The sequence below is a fragment of the Asanoa sp. NPDC050611 genome (genome assembly GCF_040654855.1).
Taxonomy (GTDB): Bacteria; Actinomycetota; Actinomycetes; order Mycobacteriales; family Micromonosporaceae; genus Asanoa.
The window spans coordinates 14,836-30,530 of the sequence record NZ_JBFAIU010000055.1; the positions used below are offsets into that span (position 1 = coordinate 14,836).

The window sequence follows — 15,695 nt, forward strand, 5'->3', positions numbered from 1 at the left end:
ATGCGCCGCACGGCCACCCTCGCCGCCATCCTGATGATCGTCGCCGGCTGTGGCTCGCCGGTCGAGACCGAACTGCACCCGGACCCGCCGAGCCGGACGTACGCCGATCTGCAGCACCCACTGCGCGGTGCCCGGCTCCACCTCGACCGCGACTCGACGGCCGACCGCTACGCCGCGACGCACGGTGCCGGCTGGCTGGCGCCGATCACCGCCACGCCGCAGGCCGGCTGGCTGACCAGCGCGCAGGACGTCACGGCCGTGCCCCGGCTCGCCCGGGAGGCCCGGCAACAGGACGCCATGCTGGTGCTGGTCGCCTACAACGTCCCGAACCGCGGCTGCACCGACCACCGCGAGGGCGCCGCCGACCCCGCGGCGTACCAGCGATGGATCGGGTCGCTGGTCGAGGCGCTGGGGCGTACCCGCGCCGTGGTGATCATGGAACCGGACGCCGTGCCCGCCGACTGCTTCGACGCCAGTCGCGCGGCGACGCTGAAGCGGGCGGTCGGCACGCTCGTCGACGCCGGCCAGTACGTCTACCTCGACGCCGGCCACTCGCGCTGGAAGAGCAGCGGCGAGACCGCGCAACGGCTGCTGGCCGCCGGGATCGAACGGGCCGAGGGTTTCGCGGTCAACGTGTCCAACCGGCAGACGACCGACGACTCGTACAACTGGGGACGGGAGCTGTCCGATCTGGTCGGCGACCGCGAGTTCGTCATCGACACCTCCCGCAACGGGCTGGGGCCGCCCCCGGACGACCCCAAGCACGACCAGGAGTGGTGCAACCCGGCGAAGCAGGCCCTCGGGCAACGGCCCAGCACGACGACCGACCGCCCGGGCCTCGCCGCGCTCCTGTGGATCAAGCGACCCGGGGAGTCCGACGGCAGGTGCGGTGGCGAGACCACGTACTTCTTCGCGCCGCGCCAGGCCCGCAACCTCATCGCCAACGCGACGTGGGTCGACGCCGCGACCCGCGCCCCCCGACGGCGAGTACACCGTGGAGTCCACTCGCACCTCCTCCGCTCTATTACCTCACGCGGCCGGCGGTGTCGGACCCGACGCCTATCCTCGGGCGCATGACGATTCAGCGCATGGACAACGTCGCCATCGTCGTCGATGATCTCGACGCCGCCGTCGCCTTCTTCACCGAGCTCGGCATGGAGCTCGAGGGCCGGATGCAGGTAACGGACAGCCTGGCGGGCAGGGTCGTCGGGCTGGACGACCTCAGCACCGAGATCGCCATGATGCGGATACCGAACGGCGCGGGCCGGATCGAGCTGACGACCTACCACAATCCGAAGGCGATCACACCCGAGCCCGCGAACACCCCGCCCAACACGCTGGGCCTGCACCGCGTCATGTTCGCCGTCGACGACATCGAGGACACCATCGCCCGCCTGCGCCCGCACGGCGCCGAGCTGGTCGGCCAGGTGACGCCCTACGGCGACAGCTTCCTGCTCTGCTATCTCCGCGGCCCGAGCGGCATCATCTTCGCGCTGGCGGAGCAGCGAGACACGCCCTAGCGGACGCCGGCGACCTCGAGGGTGTCCAGGGCCGGGTCGGCGGTCAGGATCGCGTGCTGCAGCCGCTGCACCCGCTGTGACGGCTCCAGGCCCAGGTCGTTCTGCAGCGTCCCGCGCAGCCGGTGGAAGGCGTCGAGGGCGTCGGTCCGCCGGCCCGCCCGGTAGAGGGCGACCATGTACTGCGCCTGCAGGTCCTCGTTGAGCGGGTGCCGCGCGGCCAGCCAGCCCAGCTCGCCCAGCACCGCCTGGTGCCGGTCGAGCCGCAGCTCCGCCTCGATCCGCCGCCGCCACAGCGACAGCCGGCCCTCCTCCAGGCGCTGCACCTCGGCCTGCAGCACCGGGCCGTGCCGCACGTCGACGAGCGCGCCGCCCTTCCAGAGCGCCAGCGCCTGGCCCAGCAGGCTCGCGCCCGTGGCGTCGTCGCCACCGTCCAGGGCGGCGCGGCCCGCGGCGGCCAGGCGCTCGTAGGCGTGCAGGTCCAGCTCGTCCGGGCCCACGTCGAGCCGGTAGCCGCCCGAGGCGGTCACCAGCGTCTCGTGCGCCGCACGCTGCGGGAAGGCCGACACGAGCATCCGGCGGATCTTGAGGATGTACGTCTGCAGCGTGGTCTGCGCGCTCGCCGGCGGCTCGCAGCCCCACAGCTCGGCGGTCAGCGTCTCGACGGGCACGACCAGGTTCGCGTGCAGCAGGAGCAGGGCGAGCACCTTGCGCGGCTTCGGCGCGGTCAGCTGGACCGCGGGGCCGGCGTGGGTGGATCTCACCAGCAGCGGACCAAGAACGTGGTAGTTCATCGCGCCCCCGTACGACCGTCGCTGTGAAGAACCTTAAAGGGCCAACACGACATGAGTGTTCTTTTCGGTCTGATCGTACGATTACCCCACAGCCTTTGGCGCCTCCAGCGACATTCCAGGCGGGCTCAAGTGGACAACTGCGACGGTCGGAGGGTCGTGAGACAGCCGGCCTGAAGGAGCCCGCCGTGCCCGAAGCTGAGACCCAGGCTCTGCCGCTGGACGCGTTGCCGCGGCGTGCCGCGGTGACCGCGCCCGGCCGGGCCGCGATCCGCTTCGGAGCACACGCGCTGTCCTACCGCGACCTCGACGCGGCCGTCGACGGGTTCGCCGCCGCGCTCGCCGGGCGCCGGCCCGGCACCGTCGTCGGCGTCACCGCCGCGCTGCATCCCGCGTTCCCGGTCGCCTATTTCGGCACCGTCCGGGCCGGACACACCTGCGCCGTCGTCGATCCGGGCGCCGACCTCGACGCTCTGATCGAGCGCGCGGGCATCGAACTGCTCGTGGCCACCGCGGGCATGGCCGACCGGCTGCGCCGGATCCGGGTCGAGCGGGATCTCGACGTGCTCTACCTGGACCAGCCGGGCGAGCACGGCGGCCGGACCGTGGCCGCGCTGGCCCGCACCCCCGCGCGCCGCCGGAAGGCGACGATCGACCTGGACGCCGTGGCCTGCCTGCGGTTCGACGCCCAGGGCCGGCCGATCCCGCTGAGCCACCGCAACCTCACGGTCGGCGCCGCGCAGGCGGCACAGGCCTACGGCTTCGAGCCGGGCTCCACGGTGGTCAACCACCTGCCGACGTACGAACAGGTGTACCTCAACGCCGCCGTGCACGCCGCCGCGACCCAGGTGCTCTGTGCGGACCCTGACCCGGCCGGCGGCGTCACGCTGGCGGGCCGCGAGGAGGCGACCCATTACTGCGGCCTTCCGGCGCCGCTGGCCAAGCTGGCGGCCGACCCGCGCGACACGCACCCCCGCACCACGACGGTCCGGGCCGTGCTCGCCAGCGGCGCCACGCTGCCGCCGGCCGCCGCGCTGCGCCTGGCCACCCGGGTCGGCGCACCGCTCGTCCAGTGGTACGGCCCCGCCGGCGGCCCACTGACCCACTGCGACCGCCTCGACGGCCCCACCGCCGGCTCCGTCGGCCGGCCGGTCCCCGGCACCGACTGCCACGTGCTGGCCCCGCCGGGCAAGCCCGGGCAGGTCAAGGTCCGCGGCCCGCAGGTCGCCACCGCGATGACCGACCCGGACGGCTGGCTGCGCACCGGCGACGTCGGCTACCTGGACGAGGCGGGCGCCCTGTTCCTGACCCAGGGAGTGACCGCATGACGAAGGAATGGGCGCTCTGCCGGCATTGCCGGGCCGTCGTGTACGCCAAGCGGCTCGCCCGCAACCACGGCGTCTGCCCGCAGTGCGGCGGCTGTTTCCCGCTCACCGCGCAGGAGTGGCTCGAGCTGCTCGCCGACCACGACACGCTGCGCCTGCTGGACACCGACGTGCCGTCGGACGACCCGCTGGGCTTCAGCGACGGCACGCCGTACGCCGACCGCCTGGCCCAGGCCCGTGCGGCGACCAACATGCCCGAGGCGGTGGTCTGCGCCCGGCTGTCCGTCAACGACAACCCCGTGGTCGTCGCCGCGATGGACTTCCGGTTCATGGGCGGCAGCCTCAGCGGTGCCGTCGGCGAGCTGATCACCCGGGCCGCCGAGACCGCGCTGGCCGAGCGCCTGCCGCTGGTGACCGTGACGGCTTCCGGTGGCGTGCGGATGCAGGAGGGCGTGATCGGCCTGATGCAGATGGCCAAGACCGCCCAGGCGATGCAGCAGCTCGACGAGGCGGGCCTGGTCACGGCCTGCCTGATCACGGATCCGACGTACGGCGGCGTCGCCGCCTCGTACGCGATGCTGGGTGACGTCGTGATCGCCGAGCCCGGCGCGCGGTTCGGCTTCGCCGGCCCCCGGGTGATCGCGCAGACCATCCGGCAGGAGCTGCCACCGGGCTTCCAGACGGCCGAGTTCCTGCTGGAGCGCGGCTTCGTCGACCTGGTCTGCCCGCGGGCGCAGCTGCGCGAGCGGCTGGGCCGGCTGCTCTCCGTGGGCGCCCGGCGGGACACGGCCGCGGACGTCTGCCCGGCGGAGCAGGTGGTGATCCGGGAGCCGGACCGGGTGCCCGAGCAGGACCCGTGGGACGCGGTGCGGCGGGCCCGGCACCTGGGCCGGCCGACCACCTCCGAGTACTTCCGGATGATCCTCGACGACTTCGAGGAGCTGCACGGCGACCGCGTGGGCGGCGACTGCCCCGCGATCGTCGGCGGCGTGGGCCGGCTCGGGCGCGAGCCGGTCGTGGTGGTCGGGCACGAGAAGGGGCACACGCCGGCTGACCTGGCGGCGCACAACTTCGGGATGCCCAACCCCGCCGGCTACCGCAAGGCCGCCCGGCTGATGCGGCTGGCCGCCAAGTGGGGGCTGCCGGTGGTGACGCTCGTGGACACCCCGGGTGCGTACCCGGGCGTGGACGCCGAGCTGCAGGGGCAGGCCACCGTGATCGCGGAGACGTTGCGCCTGATGGGCGCCCTGCCGGTCCCGCTGGTCACGGTGGTCACCGGCGAGGGCTGCAGCGGCGGCGCGCTGGCCATCGCGGTCGCCGACCGGGTCCTGATCATGGAGAACGGGATCTACACGGTGATCAGCCCCGAGGGCTGCGCCGCGATCCTCTGGAAGGACTCCGCCGCCGCGCCCGCCGCCGCCCGGGCGCTCAAGGTCGACGCCCGCTCGCTGCTCACCCTGGGCGTGGTCGACGGCGTGGTGCCCGAGCCGCCGGGCGGCGCCGAGGCCGACCAGACCGCGGCGGCCAACCTGCTCCGGTCCGCGATCCGGGCGGAGCTCGCCGACCTCGCCTCCCGCGATCCCGCGCGGCTGCTCGCCGAACGGCGCGCCCGCTTCCGCCGCTTCGGCAGCGGCGCCGACCGCCTCACCCACTCTGGAGGGTCCCAGTGACGTCTTTGATCGAACCGGCGCCGACGGACGGTGCGGCTCCGCTCGCGGAGGCGCTCGACGAGGTCCGCCGCAGCGCCCAGTCGCTCCTCGCCGACCTCGGGCACCGGCCGCGCGCACTGCGGATCCGGGCCGGCGACGTCGTGGTGGAGATGGAGTGGACGGAGCAGCAGCAGGCACCGGCCGCGACACCGCCCGCCGCCGTCGCGGCGCCGCCCGCCCGCCCCGAGGCCGAGCCACAAGCGCCTCCGCCGCCGCCCGGCATCGGCATCAGCTCCCCGATCGTCGGCACGTTCTACCGCGCGCCCGAGCCCGGCGCCACGCCCTTCGTGTCCGAGGGGGACCACGTCCGGCGCGGCCAGCAGGTCGGCATCGTCGAGGCGATGAAGCTGATGATCCCGGTCGAGGCGGACGCGGACGGCCGGATCGTCGCGGTGCACGCGACCGACGGCGCGCCGGTGGAGTTCGGCGAGCGGCTCATGACCATCGACCCCCAGGCCGGTTAGGAGGCGCCGTGTTCGAGACCGTTCTCATCGCCAACCGGGGCGAGATCGCCTTACGCGTGGCCCGCACCTGCCGCGAGCTGGGGCTGCGGGTGGCCGCCGTCTACTCCACGGAGGACCGCGACAGCAGCGTCGTACGCTTCGCGGACCAGGCGGTGTGCATCGGCCCCGGACCGGCCCGGCACAGCTACCTCTACCTGCCCGCGATCATGGAGGCGGCCCGGCAGACGGGCGCCGACGCCATCCACCCCGGCTACGGCTTCCTCTCGGAGCAGGCGGACTTCGCCGAGGCGTGCGAGGCCGAGGGGCTGACCTTCGTCGGCCCTCCCCCGTCCGTGATCGACCGGCTCGGTGACAAGTCCACCGCCCGCGCGGCCATGGCGGACGCCGGCCTGCCGCTGTTGCCCGGCACGATCGAGCCGGTCAGCGACGCCGAGGCGGTCGCGAAGGTCGCCGCCGACATCGGCTACCCGGTGATCGTCAAGGCGGTCGCCGGCGGCGGCGGGCGGGGCATGCAGGTGGTGCACGAGCCCGACAACCTGGCCCGGCAGTACCGCGAGATCCGCAGCACCGCGCAGTCGCTGTTCGGCGACGACCGGGTCTACGTCGAGCGGTACCTGCCGTCCGCGCGGCACGTCGAGGTCCAGGTGCTCTGCGACAGCCACGGCAACGGCGTGCACCTGGGCCAGCGGGACTGCTCGGTGCAGCGCCGCCGCCAGAAGATCATCGAGGAGTCGCCGGCCCCCGGCCTGCCCCGCGGGCTCGTCGAGCAGATGGGCCACGCGGCGGTGCGCGGGCTGCTCGCCGCCGGCTACGTCGGCGCCGGCACGGTCGAGTTCCTCGTCGACGAGCAGCACCGGTTCTACTTCATGGAGGTCAACTGCCGGATCCAGGTCGAGCACCCGGTGACGGAGCTGACCCACGGCGTCGACCTCGTGCGCGAGCAGCTGCGGATCGCGGCCGGCGAGCGGCTCGACATGTCGCAGGCGGAGCTGACCGCGCGCGGCTGGGCGATCGAGTGCCGGATCAACGCCGAGGACCCGGCCCGCGGCTTCATGCCGACGCCGGGCCGGCTGACGGCGCTGGAGCTGCCCGCCGGCCCGTTCGTGCGGGTCGACACGGCCGCGGTGGCCGGCGGCCGCATCTCCGCCGCGTACGACCCGCTGCTCGCCAAGGTCTGCGTCTGGGCCCCGGACCGCCCCCAGGCGCTGGCCCGGATGCGCCGGGCGCTCGCCGAGCTGACCGTCGAGGGTCCGGGCGTCAGCACCAACCGGGACTTCCTGCTGACCGCACTGGACCACCCGCTCTTCGTCGCCGGGACGCACGACACCTCGCTCGTCGACCGGCTCACCGATCCGCACACACGGGAGGAATCATGAGGTACACCATCGACGACCTGATGCAGCTGCTGGTCACGAAGGTCGGGCTGCCGTCGGACATGCGTACCGACGATCCGAACAAGACGTTCGGCGACCTCGGGCTCGACTCGCTCGCGTTCCTCCAGCTGCAGTCGGAACTGCAGACGCTGTACGGCTTCGAGCTGCCGGACGACCGCCCGCTGGCGTTCAGCGTCGGCGAGATGACCGCGGCCATCAACGAACGCCTTTCGCGCGACGAGGAGCCGGCGGCATGAGCGCACCCACCATTGGTCACGTCGACAACTCGATCCTGATCAACGCGCCGTTCGACGTCGTCTGGGAGGCGACCAACGACGTCGAGAAGTGGCCGGATCTGTTCACCGAGTACGCGTCCGCGGAGATCATCGAACGCTCCGGCGACACGGTGCGGTTCCGCCTGGCCATGCACCCCGACGAGAACGGCAAGGTGTGGGCCTGGGTCTCCGAGCGCACGCCCGACAAGGCCGCCCGCCGCGTGGTGGCCCGCCGGGTCGAGCCCGGCCCGTTCGAGTTCATGAACATCGAGTGGACCTACGAGACGGAGGGCTCCGGCACCCGGATGCGCTGGATCCAGGACTTCCGGATGCGCCCGGACGCCCCGATCGACACGGCCGCGATGACCGACCGGATCAACGCCAACACCGCGGTGCAGATGGACGTCATCCGCGACAAGGTCGAGCGGCTGGCGCTGCACGGCATCGGCGGGCCGAGCAAGCCGCAGCGCCCGATCAAGACCGTGTCCATCGACGACGTGCCGAGCAACCGGCGGCGCGGCGGCGACATCCGCGTCATCCTGTCGCCGGCCACCGTCGGCTCGACGTCGGGCTTCATGGGCACGCTGCGACTGGCCCCCGCCGAGGTGGTGACGGAGCACTGGCACCCGTACTCGGAGGAGTACCTGTTCTGCGTCGAGGGCGGGATCACCGTCCGGCTCGACGGGCGCGAGCTGCCGCTGCGGCCCAACGAGGGCGTGCACATCCCGATCGGGGTCAAGCACCGGCTGATGAACGACGGCGACCGGCCGGCGTTCCTGGTCTTCGCGCTCGGCCCGCTGGCGCCCCGGCCGGAGCTGGGGCACGTGGACACCGAAGTCCTGCCCGGGAGTGCGCCATGAGCCGACGCACCGTCGTGACGGGCGTGGGCGTGGTCGCGCCCGGCGGGGTCACCCGGAGCGCGTTCTGGGACATGCTCACCGCCGGGCGCACGGCCACGCGGCGGATCAGCTTCTTCGACCCCGCCGACTTCCGGTCGCAGATCGCCGCCGAGTGCGACTTCGACCCGCGCGCGGCCGGCCTGACCCCGCAAGAGATCCACCGCAACGACCGGTTCACCCAGTTCGCGCTCGTCGCGGCCGACGAGGCCCTGGCGGAGAGCGGGCTGGACCTGGCCGCGGTGGACCGGGACAACCTGGCGGTGAGCATCGGCAGCGCGGTCGGTGCCACCACGCGGCTCGAGGACGAGTACGTCAACGTCAGCGACCACGGCCGGCACTGGCAGGTCGACGAGCGCTACGGCAGCCGGTTCCTCTACCAGGCGCTGGTGCCGAGCAGCGCGGCGACCGAGGTGGCCTGCCGGTTCGGGGCGCACGGTCCGGCCGCGGTGATCTCCACGGGCTGCACCTCCGGCCTCGACGCGATCGGCCACGGCCACCAGCTCATCGAGGACGGCGACGCCGACGTGGTGATCGCGGGCGCGGCCGACGCACCGATCTCGCCGATCTCGATGGCCTGCTTCGACGCGATCCGGGCCACCTCGGCCCGCAACGACGACCCGGAGCACGCCTCCCGGCCGTTCGACGCGACCCGGGACGGCTTCGTGATGGGCGAGGGCGGCGCCGTGCTGATCCTCGAGGAGCTGGAGCACGCCCGTCGCCGCGGCGCGGAGATCTTCTGCGAGGTCGCCGGCTTCGCCAACCGCAGCAACGCGTTCCACATGACCGGGCTGCGGCCGGACGGGCTGGAGATGGCGGAGGCGATCACCGAGGCGCTCAACCAGGCGCGGCTCGACCCGACCACGGTCAGCTACGTCAACGCACACGGCTCGGGGACCAAGCAGAACGACCGGCACGAGACCGCGGCGTTCAAGCGGAGCCTGGGGCAGCACGCGTACGAGGTGCCGGTCAGCTCGATCAAGTCGATGGTCGGCCACTCGCTGGGCGCGATCGGCGCGATCGAGCTGGCCGCCTGCGTGCTGGCGATCCGTTACGGCGTGGTCCCGCCGACGGCGAACCTGGAGAACAAGGATCCCGAGTGCGACCTGGACTACGTGCCGAAGAACGCGCGCGAGCAGCGGATCGACGTCGCGCTGTCGGTGGGTAGCGGGTTCGGCGGCTTCCAGTCGGCCGCGGTGTTGCGGAGGTGGACGTCATGACGCGGGCCGTGGTGACCGGGATCGGGATCATGGCGCCGAGCGGGCTGTCGGTCGAGGAGCACTGGCGCTCCACATTGGCCGGTGAGCTGCGGGTGGACGAGCAGGACGGCACGCTGGCCGGGCGGGTGCCCGGTTTCCGCGCCGAAGGCAGCGTCGACCCGCGCCTCATCATCCAGACCGACAAGTGGACGTGGATGTCGCTGGCCGCGACCCGGCAGGCGCTCGACGACGCGAAGTACGACCCGGCGGCGCACGACCCGTACGCCACCTCGGTCGTGCTGGCCAGCGGCTCGGGCGGCAACGAGTTCGGGCAGCGGGAGATCCAGGCACTGTGGAGCCGGGGTCGGCGCGCGGTCACCGCGTACCAGTCGATCGCCTGGTTCTACGCCGCGAGCGTCGGGCAGACCTCGATCCTGCACGGGACCAAGGGTCCCAACCAGGTGCTGGTCTCCGAGGGCGCCGGCGGGCTGGTTCGCGGGCACCGGGCTGGACGCCTGGGTGATCCAGCGGGAGGTCGCCGATCCGATGTCGTACGTCGGTCTGTGGCTGGCCGACGCCAACGAGGAGGGCGACCCGGCGCGCGCGGCCGCCTGGCTCGACTGGTTCGACGCCAACGACGTCGCGGCGATCGGGTTCGGCCTGGTCACGCTGCGCCGCGGTGGCCACGACGACCCGGTGGTCCGGGTCGAGGACCTGCGCCAACAGACCCAGCAGCCGCTCGGCGACCAGATCGCCGCGTGGTTCGACCGGCAGGACTTCGTCCGGGACGCGGACCTGCTGTCCGCCCGCTACCGCACCGCGCCGGGGCTGCAGCTCCAGCAGGAGGCGACGCTCGGTGACGACGGCTGGGCGGTGGACCGCCAGGTGCTGGTCATGCCGTCCGGCCTGCGCTGGAGCGAGGAGGTCGACCCGCTGGTGCTGGCCCTGGTCAGCGGCGCCGACGGGCAGGTCCCCTTGCGCGACCAGATCAGCCTGCTGGCGGCCGCGCACGAGGTCGCCGAGGCGGACCTGGCCGACGCCGCCGGGCCGATCGTGGCGCACCTGGTCGAGCGCGGGATCGTGGAGCCGGTGGCGTGAGAGCGCTGGTCCAGACCGTCTCGCGGGCGTCGGTGACCGTCGACGGCTCGGTGGTCGGTGCGATCTCCGACGGGCTGCTGGTGCTGCTGGGCGTCACGCACAGCGACGATTCCGCGGTCGCCGACACGATGGCCCGCAAGGTCTGGGAGCTGCGCATCCTCGACGACGAGAAGTCGGCCAGCGACGTCGGCGCACCCGTGCTGGTCGTCAGCCAGTTCACGTTGTACGCGGACGCGCGCAAAGGGCGCCGGCCCAGCTGGTCCGCCGCGGCCCCGGCCGAGGTGGCCGAGCCGCTGGTGACCGCGTTCGCCGACGCCCTGCGTAACCGTGGCGCGGTGGTGGAGACGGGTCGGTTCCGGGCCCACATGCTCGTCGAGAGCGTGAACGTGGGCCCGCGAACCGTGTTGCTGGAGCTCTAGCTTCTAGCGGAACAGGCCGCGCTTGCGGAGGGACTGCTCGAGCCAGCCGTGCAGCTGGGCGGCCCAGTCGGTCTGCTCGGCGGAGGCGTAGTCGACCGTGAACCGGCCGAACGCGTCGTGGCCCTCGGTGAACAGGCCGCCGCGCTTGTCCATCTCCAGCACCACCTGCAGGTGCTGCGGCGTGGCCAGGAAGGTCAGCTCGAGCTGGTTGATGGCCGAGGCGAACTGCGGCGACGGGTAGAACTCGATCTCCTGGTAGAACGGCAGGCTCTGCTGCACGCCGTAGATGCGGCCGCTCTCGACGTCGGCACGGGCGAACCGGAAGCCGAGGCGGAGCAGGCCGTCGAGGATGCGCTCCTGGGCCGGCAGCGGGTGCACGGCCACGGCGTCGAGGTCGCCCTTGTCGACGGCGCGGGCCACCTCGAGCTCGGTGCGCAGTGCCATCGTCATGCCGTGCAGGTGCTGCCCGTACACCTCGGTGATCGGGGTCTCCCACGGCACCTCGAAGCGGAACGGGATGTCGTAGCGCTGCTTCGGCTCCAGGCGGAAGGCACCCGTGGCGCGCTGGCGGTGGAACTCGGTGGTCGAGTCGTACTCGGAGTCGCCGCTCTCCACCTCGACCCGGGTGACCATGCCGAGGGCCACGTACTCGATGTCGACCGCGTGGTCGCCACCCTCGACGTGGATCTGACCCTCGAGGAAACCGCCGGGACGGCAGTTGGGGTTGCTGAGCACCGTCTCGACGGACGGCCCGCCGACGCCCAACGCCTGCATCATTCGCTTGAAGACCACGACGACGTGCCTTTCTGGTGTGGAGTTGCTCGCAGACTAGCGGCCGGACGCAACGCGGCCGAGGCACGGCGCGATCATCTTCTGCGGCACAAATTGCGTAAATCGGGCGAAGAGGCTCCCGGATTCATGCCACCCGCCGATTCTCCTCACTCCGGCTTCACGCCCGTTGCGAGAAGCTCTTCGCACGGCACCACGGAGGGTTGCCGGGAAGCGGGGTAGCAGGAGCATGAACGACTACGACCAGATCGACCTGGACGCCACCGATGAACGGGGCGTCTCCGCCGACCTCGTCCGTGCGTACCTCAACGGTATCGGCCGCACCAAGCTGCTGACCGCCGTCGAGGAGGTCGACCTGGCACGGCGCATCGAGGCCGGGTTGTTCGCGGAGGAGAAGCTGGCCGGCACGGACACACCCGAGGGCCTGCGGGCCGACCTTTCGATCATCGCGGCGGAGGGGCACGCGGCGAAGGACCGCCTGCTGGAGGCCAACCTGCGGCTCGTGGTCAGCATCGCGAAGCGGTACACGGGCCGGGGCATGGCGTTCCTCGACCTGATCCAAGAGGGCAACCTCGGGCTCATCCGCGCGGTCGAGAAGTTCGACTACGCGAAGGGCTACAAGTTCTCGACGTACGCGACGTGGTGGATCCGCCAGGCGATCACCCGGGCGATGGCCGACCAGTCGCGCACGATCCGCATCCCGGTGCACATGGTCGAACAGGTCAACAAGATGGTCCGGGCCCGCCGCGACCTGGCGGTGTCGCTCGGTCGGGAGCCCACGGTGGCCGAGGTCGCGGCCGCGATGAGCCTGCCGGAGTTCCAGATCATCGAGCTCATCTCGTACGACCGGGAGCCGGTCAGCCTCGACCAGGCCGTCGGCGAGGACGGCGAGAGCGCGCTCGGGGATTTCGTGGTCGGTGTCGACGCCCGCCAGGAGCCGGCCGACGAGGTGTCGCAGGGCATGCTGCGCAACGAGGTCGAGATCGTCCTGTCGACGCTGTCGTCACGCGAGCAGGCGGTGATCCGGCTGCGGTTCGGCCTGGACGATGGCCGCCAGCGCACGCTCGACGAGGTGGGGCGGGAGTTCGGGCTGTCGCGGGAGCGGATCCGCCAGATCGAGAAGGTGACGCTGCTGAAGCTGCGGCACCCGTCGCGCGCCCAGCGCCTGGAGGCCTACGCCTCCTGACCCTTGTCTCTTTCGGCCCCGTCACCCATCTCGGTGGCGGGGCCGCTTCTCGTTGGGGCATCGTCGCCGGGTCGCCCGTTCCCGCGGTGACACGGGCCGCGACCGTGCGGCTGACGTTGACCCGCAGCGACCTGGGCGGCTAGCGTCGCCCGCCACCGCGACCTGAGCGGCTAGCGTCGCCCGCCACCCCGACCTGAGCGGCTAGCGTCGCCCGCCACCCCGACCTGAGCGGCTAGCGTCGCCCGCCACCGCAACCCTGGGTCGCTGGCCTCCCGCCGCCACGACCTGAGCGGCTGGCATCGCCCGCCGCCGCAACCAGGGCCGCCGGCCTCCCCCGCCGCCGCAACCAGGGCGGCTACCGTCCGCCGCCACCGCAACCCTGGGTCGCAGGCATCGGCCGCCGCCGCTATGTGGGCGTGGCGGACGGCTACTGCGGTGGTGGTGGGCCCTGCTCCGCGGCGATCAGGACGCGGCGGAGCAGGTCCGAGAGTTGACGGCGTTCGCGGGAGTTCAGGACCCCGAGGACCCGGGTCTCCTCGAAGCCCATGTCGTCGATGGCCTTGGTCCAGGCGCGCTTGCCGGCCGCGGTCAGCTCGACGTCGACCTTGCGGCGGTCGGTGGTCGAGGGGGCGCGGCGGACGAAGCCGCGTTGTTCGAGGGCGTCCAGGCGGCCGGTCATGGCGGCCGGCGACATCGCCAGTTCCGTGGCGAGGCGGCTCGGTGTGGTGCGGTGCGGCTCGCCCAGGCGCATCAGCGTGTGCAGGGTGTCGAACTCGCTCGCCTGCAGGTCGTGCTTCGCCAGCATCGCGTCCTTGTGCTTGCGGATGTGGCGCACGACGTACTGCATGCGGGTGATCGCGCCCTCGGCGTCCGGGTCGAGTCCGTCGAGCAGCGGCAGCCACTGGTCGATGTGCTCGTCGACAGAGTCCCGCATGGCGCCGAGTGTACTTCGTCAACTGATTTTTCGGTCCTTGATTTTTCATCGCCAAACTTTTCGTTGACGAATATTTCGGTGCCGAAGTAATCTGCGACCATGAACTTCAGGCTGATCTGGTTGGGCTACTCGCTCTCGGCCTTCGGCGACGTGGTGGTGCCGGCGGCACTGGCGCTGGCGGTGGTGCGGGCGACGGGTTCAGCGAGCGCGCTGGCGCTGGTGCTGGCTTGCGGCAGCGTGCCGCAGTTGGTGCTGCTGCCGATCGGGGGCGTGCTCGCGGACCGGTGGTCACCGCGGACGGTGGCGATCGTCGCGGACGTGGTGCGGGCGGTGGTCCAGCTCTGGATCGGGCTGTCGCTCGTGGCGGGCGTGTTCCGGCTGACGGACATCGCGGTGGCGGCGGCGGTGTCGGGCGCGGCGTCGGCGTTCGCACTGCCGACAGGCGGCCCGCTGGTGAGCGCCACGGTGCCGCCGGAAGGCCGCCCGCGGGCGAACGGCCTGCTCGGCGTGTCCCGCGGCGTCGCCGGAGTGCTCGGGCCGGCGGTCGGCGGCACGCTGGTGCTGACGGTCGGCTCGGGCTGGGCGTTCGTCCTGGACGCCGGCACGTTCGTGATCAGCGCGATCGCGCTGACCCTGGTCCGCCTGCACAGCCCGGCAGCGGCCCACAACGCCGCGTCGACGGCGACCGCCACCACCACGAGCCGGCGCCGCCCCAACTTCAGCCGCTCCCCCGCCGGGGACGCCGCGTCGGCCGCGACCGCCACCACCACGAGCCGGGGCCGGTCCGACTCCCGCCGCTCCCCCGCCGGAGACGCCGCATCCGGCGCCGAGCCGGCAGCGACGCGAGTGCCGATGCTGCGGTCGTTGGCCGAGGGTTGGCGGGAGCTGGGCCGGCATGACTGGCTGTGGACCACGCTGATCGGGCACGGCATCTGGAACCTGTCGGCCGCCGTCCTGATGACGCTGGGGCCGCTGATCGCGGTGCATCGCGCCGGCGGTGAGGCGGTCTGGGTGGCCGTCACCCAGGCGGGCGCGGTCGGCGTCCTGCTGGGTTCGTTGCTGGCCACCCGGGTCGGTGCCACCGGCCGTTTCGCGATCAACCCGCGCCGCCCGGTGCTCTGGGCCAACCTGGCCTTGTCGTCCTTCGCGGCGCCGCTGCTGCTGTTCGCCGTGCCGACTTCGGCATCGTGGCTGGTCGGCAGCTACGGGCTGGCGATGCTGGCACTCGGCTTCCTCAATCCGGTCTGGGTATCGGTAGTCCAGCAACACGTCGCCCCGGACCGCCTGGCGCGGGTCAACTCGTGGGACATGCTCATCTCGTTCTCCGCGATGCCACTCGGCTACGCACTGGCCCCGCTGGCGGCGGCGCAGTTCGGCGGCGAGGCGTTCCCGCTGGTCGTCGCCGCCCTCCTGGTCGCGCTCTCGACGGCCGGCACCGCAGTGGTCCCGGGCGTCCGCAACCTGTCGCTCTTCCCGGCCAGGTCCGCGGCGGTCGCCCGAGACCCCGCCGACGCGCCGGCCCCACAACCGGTAGCGGTCGACGCAGGGCGTTAACCCGCCGCCGCGAGACGAACCCAGTCGGTCAGCTGACCGCGCCTAAGGCAGCCGATTCCCCCACGCCCGCCGATGACTTTGCTCTGCTTCCAGATACGCACCGCAGGTCAGGCGGGGTGGTGCGTGGATGGAAGCAGAGCAAAGCCGGGCGGACCGACGGTCTTGC

The 15,695-nt window shown here is 72.6% G+C and carries 15 protein-coding genes and 3 pseudogenes; 15 read left to right on the forward strand and 3 right to left on the reverse strand.

The window, feature by feature from the left end; genetic code table 11:
* Both AB0H87_RS11540 and AB0H87_RS11545 read left to right on the forward strand, forming a co-directional pair.
* Complete coding sequence (locus AB0H87_RS11540) at positions 1-1,077, forward strand: glycoside hydrolase family 6 protein (RefSeq protein WP_360142883.1); 1,077 nt, start codon at positions 1-3, stop codon at positions 1,075-1,077.
* Complete coding sequence (locus AB0H87_RS11545) at positions 1,074-1,520, forward strand: VOC family protein (RefSeq protein ID WP_360142885.1); 447 nt, start codon at positions 1,074-1,076, stop codon at positions 1,518-1,520. The genes AB0H87_RS11540 and AB0H87_RS11545 overlap by 4 nt, the downstream gene beginning before the upstream one ends.
* On the opposite strand, the gene AB0H87_RS11550 is transcribed toward AB0H87_RS11545, so the two are convergent.
* Complete coding sequence (locus AB0H87_RS11550; RefSeq protein ID WP_360142887.1) at positions 1,517-2,311, reverse strand: AfsR/SARP family transcriptional regulator; 795 nt, start codon at positions 2,309-2,311, stop codon at positions 1,517-1,519. The two genes, AB0H87_RS11545 and AB0H87_RS11550, sit on opposite strands and share 4 nt — an antisense overlap.
* 185 nt (positions 2,312-2,496) lie before the next feature.
* Here AB0H87_RS11550 and AB0H87_RS11555 point away from each other — a divergent pair, with 185 nt between their 5' ends.
* From AB0H87_RS11555 to dtd, 11 genes and pseudogenes are all read left to right on the forward strand, one after another.
* Positions 2,497-3,636, forward strand: coding sequence for an AMP-binding protein (locus tag AB0H87_RS11555; protein ID WP_360142889.1), 1,140 nt, complete (start codon positions 2,497-2,499; stop codon positions 3,634-3,636).
* The gene (locus tag AB0H87_RS11560; RefSeq protein WP_360142891.1) at positions 3,633-5,303 is read left to right on the forward strand and encodes an acetyl-CoA carboxylase carboxyltransferase subunit alpha/beta; all 1,671 of its coding nucleotides are present in this window, start codon (positions 3,633-3,635) and stop codon (positions 5,301-5,303) included. Before AB0H87_RS11555 ends, AB0H87_RS11560 begins: the two co-directional genes overlap by 4 nt.
* The gene (locus AB0H87_RS11565) at positions 5,300-5,806 is read left to right on the forward strand and encodes a biotin/lipoyl-containing protein (protein ID WP_360142893.1); all 507 of its coding nucleotides are present in this window, start codon (positions 5,300-5,302) and stop codon (positions 5,804-5,806) included. Before AB0H87_RS11560 ends, AB0H87_RS11565 begins: the two co-directional genes overlap by 4 nt.
* 8 nt (positions 5,807-5,814) lie before the next feature.
* Positions 5,815-7,182, forward strand: a complete 1,368-nt coding sequence (locus tag AB0H87_RS11570; RefSeq protein ID WP_360142895.1) for a biotin carboxylase N-terminal domain-containing protein — start codon at positions 5,815-5,817, stop codon at positions 7,180-7,182.
* Positions 7,179-7,436 (forward strand): acyl carrier protein, encoded by a 258-nt coding sequence (locus tag AB0H87_RS11575; protein ID WP_360142897.1) that lies wholly within the window; start codon positions 7,179-7,181, stop codon positions 7,434-7,436. The genes AB0H87_RS11570 and AB0H87_RS11575 overlap by 4 nt, the downstream gene beginning before the upstream one ends.
* A gap of 14 nt (positions 7,437-7,450) precedes the next feature.
* Positions 7,451-7,915 (forward strand): annotated as a pseudogene (locus AB0H87_RS11580) (SRPBCC family protein); the annotation flags it as partial.
* Between the two features lie 12 nt (positions 7,916-7,927).
* A complete protein-coding gene (locus AB0H87_RS11585; RefSeq protein WP_360142913.1) occupies positions 7,928-8,314 on the forward strand; it encodes a cupin domain-containing protein in 387 nt (128 codons plus the stop codon).
* Positions 8,311-9,570, forward strand: coding sequence for a beta-ketoacyl-[acyl-carrier-protein] synthase family protein (locus tag AB0H87_RS11590; RefSeq protein WP_360142899.1), 1,260 nt, complete (start codon positions 8,311-8,313; stop codon positions 9,568-9,570). Before AB0H87_RS11585 ends, AB0H87_RS11590 begins: the two co-directional genes overlap by 4 nt.
* 29 nt (positions 9,571-9,599) lie before the next feature.
* A pseudogene (locus tag AB0H87_RS11595) lies at positions 9,600-9,998 on the forward strand (beta-ketoacyl synthase N-terminal-like domain-containing protein); the annotation flags it as partial.
* Between the two features lie 37 nt (positions 9,999-10,035).
* Positions 10,036-10,647, forward strand: a pseudogene (locus AB0H87_RS11600) (methyltransferase); the annotation flags it as partial.
* The gene (gene dtd, locus AB0H87_RS11605; RefSeq protein ID WP_360142901.1) at positions 10,644-11,066 is read left to right on the forward strand and encodes a D-aminoacyl-tRNA deacylase; all 423 of its coding nucleotides are present in this window, start codon (positions 10,644-10,646) and stop codon (positions 11,064-11,066) included. The pseudogene AB0H87_RS11600 and the gene dtd, both read left to right, overlap by 4 nt.
* A 3-nt stretch (positions 11,067-11,069) precedes the next feature.
* On the opposite strand, the gene AB0H87_RS11610 is transcribed toward dtd, so the two are convergent.
* A complete protein-coding gene (locus AB0H87_RS11610; protein WP_360142903.1) occupies positions 11,070-11,858 on the reverse strand; it encodes a sporulation protein in 789 nt (262 codons plus the stop codon).
* Positions 11,859-12,084: 226 nt separating this feature from the next.
* Between AB0H87_RS11610 and sigB the strand changes: the two genes are divergently transcribed.
* Positions 12,085-13,041 (forward strand): RNA polymerase sigma factor SigB, encoded by a 957-nt coding sequence (gene sigB, locus AB0H87_RS11615; RefSeq protein ID WP_360142905.1) that lies wholly within the window; start codon positions 12,085-12,087, stop codon positions 13,039-13,041.
* 427 nt (positions 13,042-13,468) lie between these two features.
* Here sigB and AB0H87_RS11620 read toward each other — a convergent pair whose 3' ends face one another.
* On the reverse strand, positions 13,469-13,975 hold the full coding sequence (locus AB0H87_RS11620) for a MarR family transcriptional regulator (RefSeq protein ID WP_360142907.1): 507 nt from the start codon (positions 13,973-13,975) through the stop codon (positions 13,469-13,471).
* Positions 13,976-14,074: 99 nt separating this feature from the next.
* Between AB0H87_RS11620 and AB0H87_RS11625 the strand changes: the two genes are divergently transcribed.
* Positions 14,075-15,529 (forward strand): MFS transporter, encoded by a 1,455-nt coding sequence (locus AB0H87_RS11625; RefSeq protein ID WP_360142909.1) that lies wholly within the window; start codon positions 14,075-14,077, stop codon positions 15,527-15,529.
* The last annotated feature ends 166 nt before the right edge of the window (positions 15,530-15,695 follow it).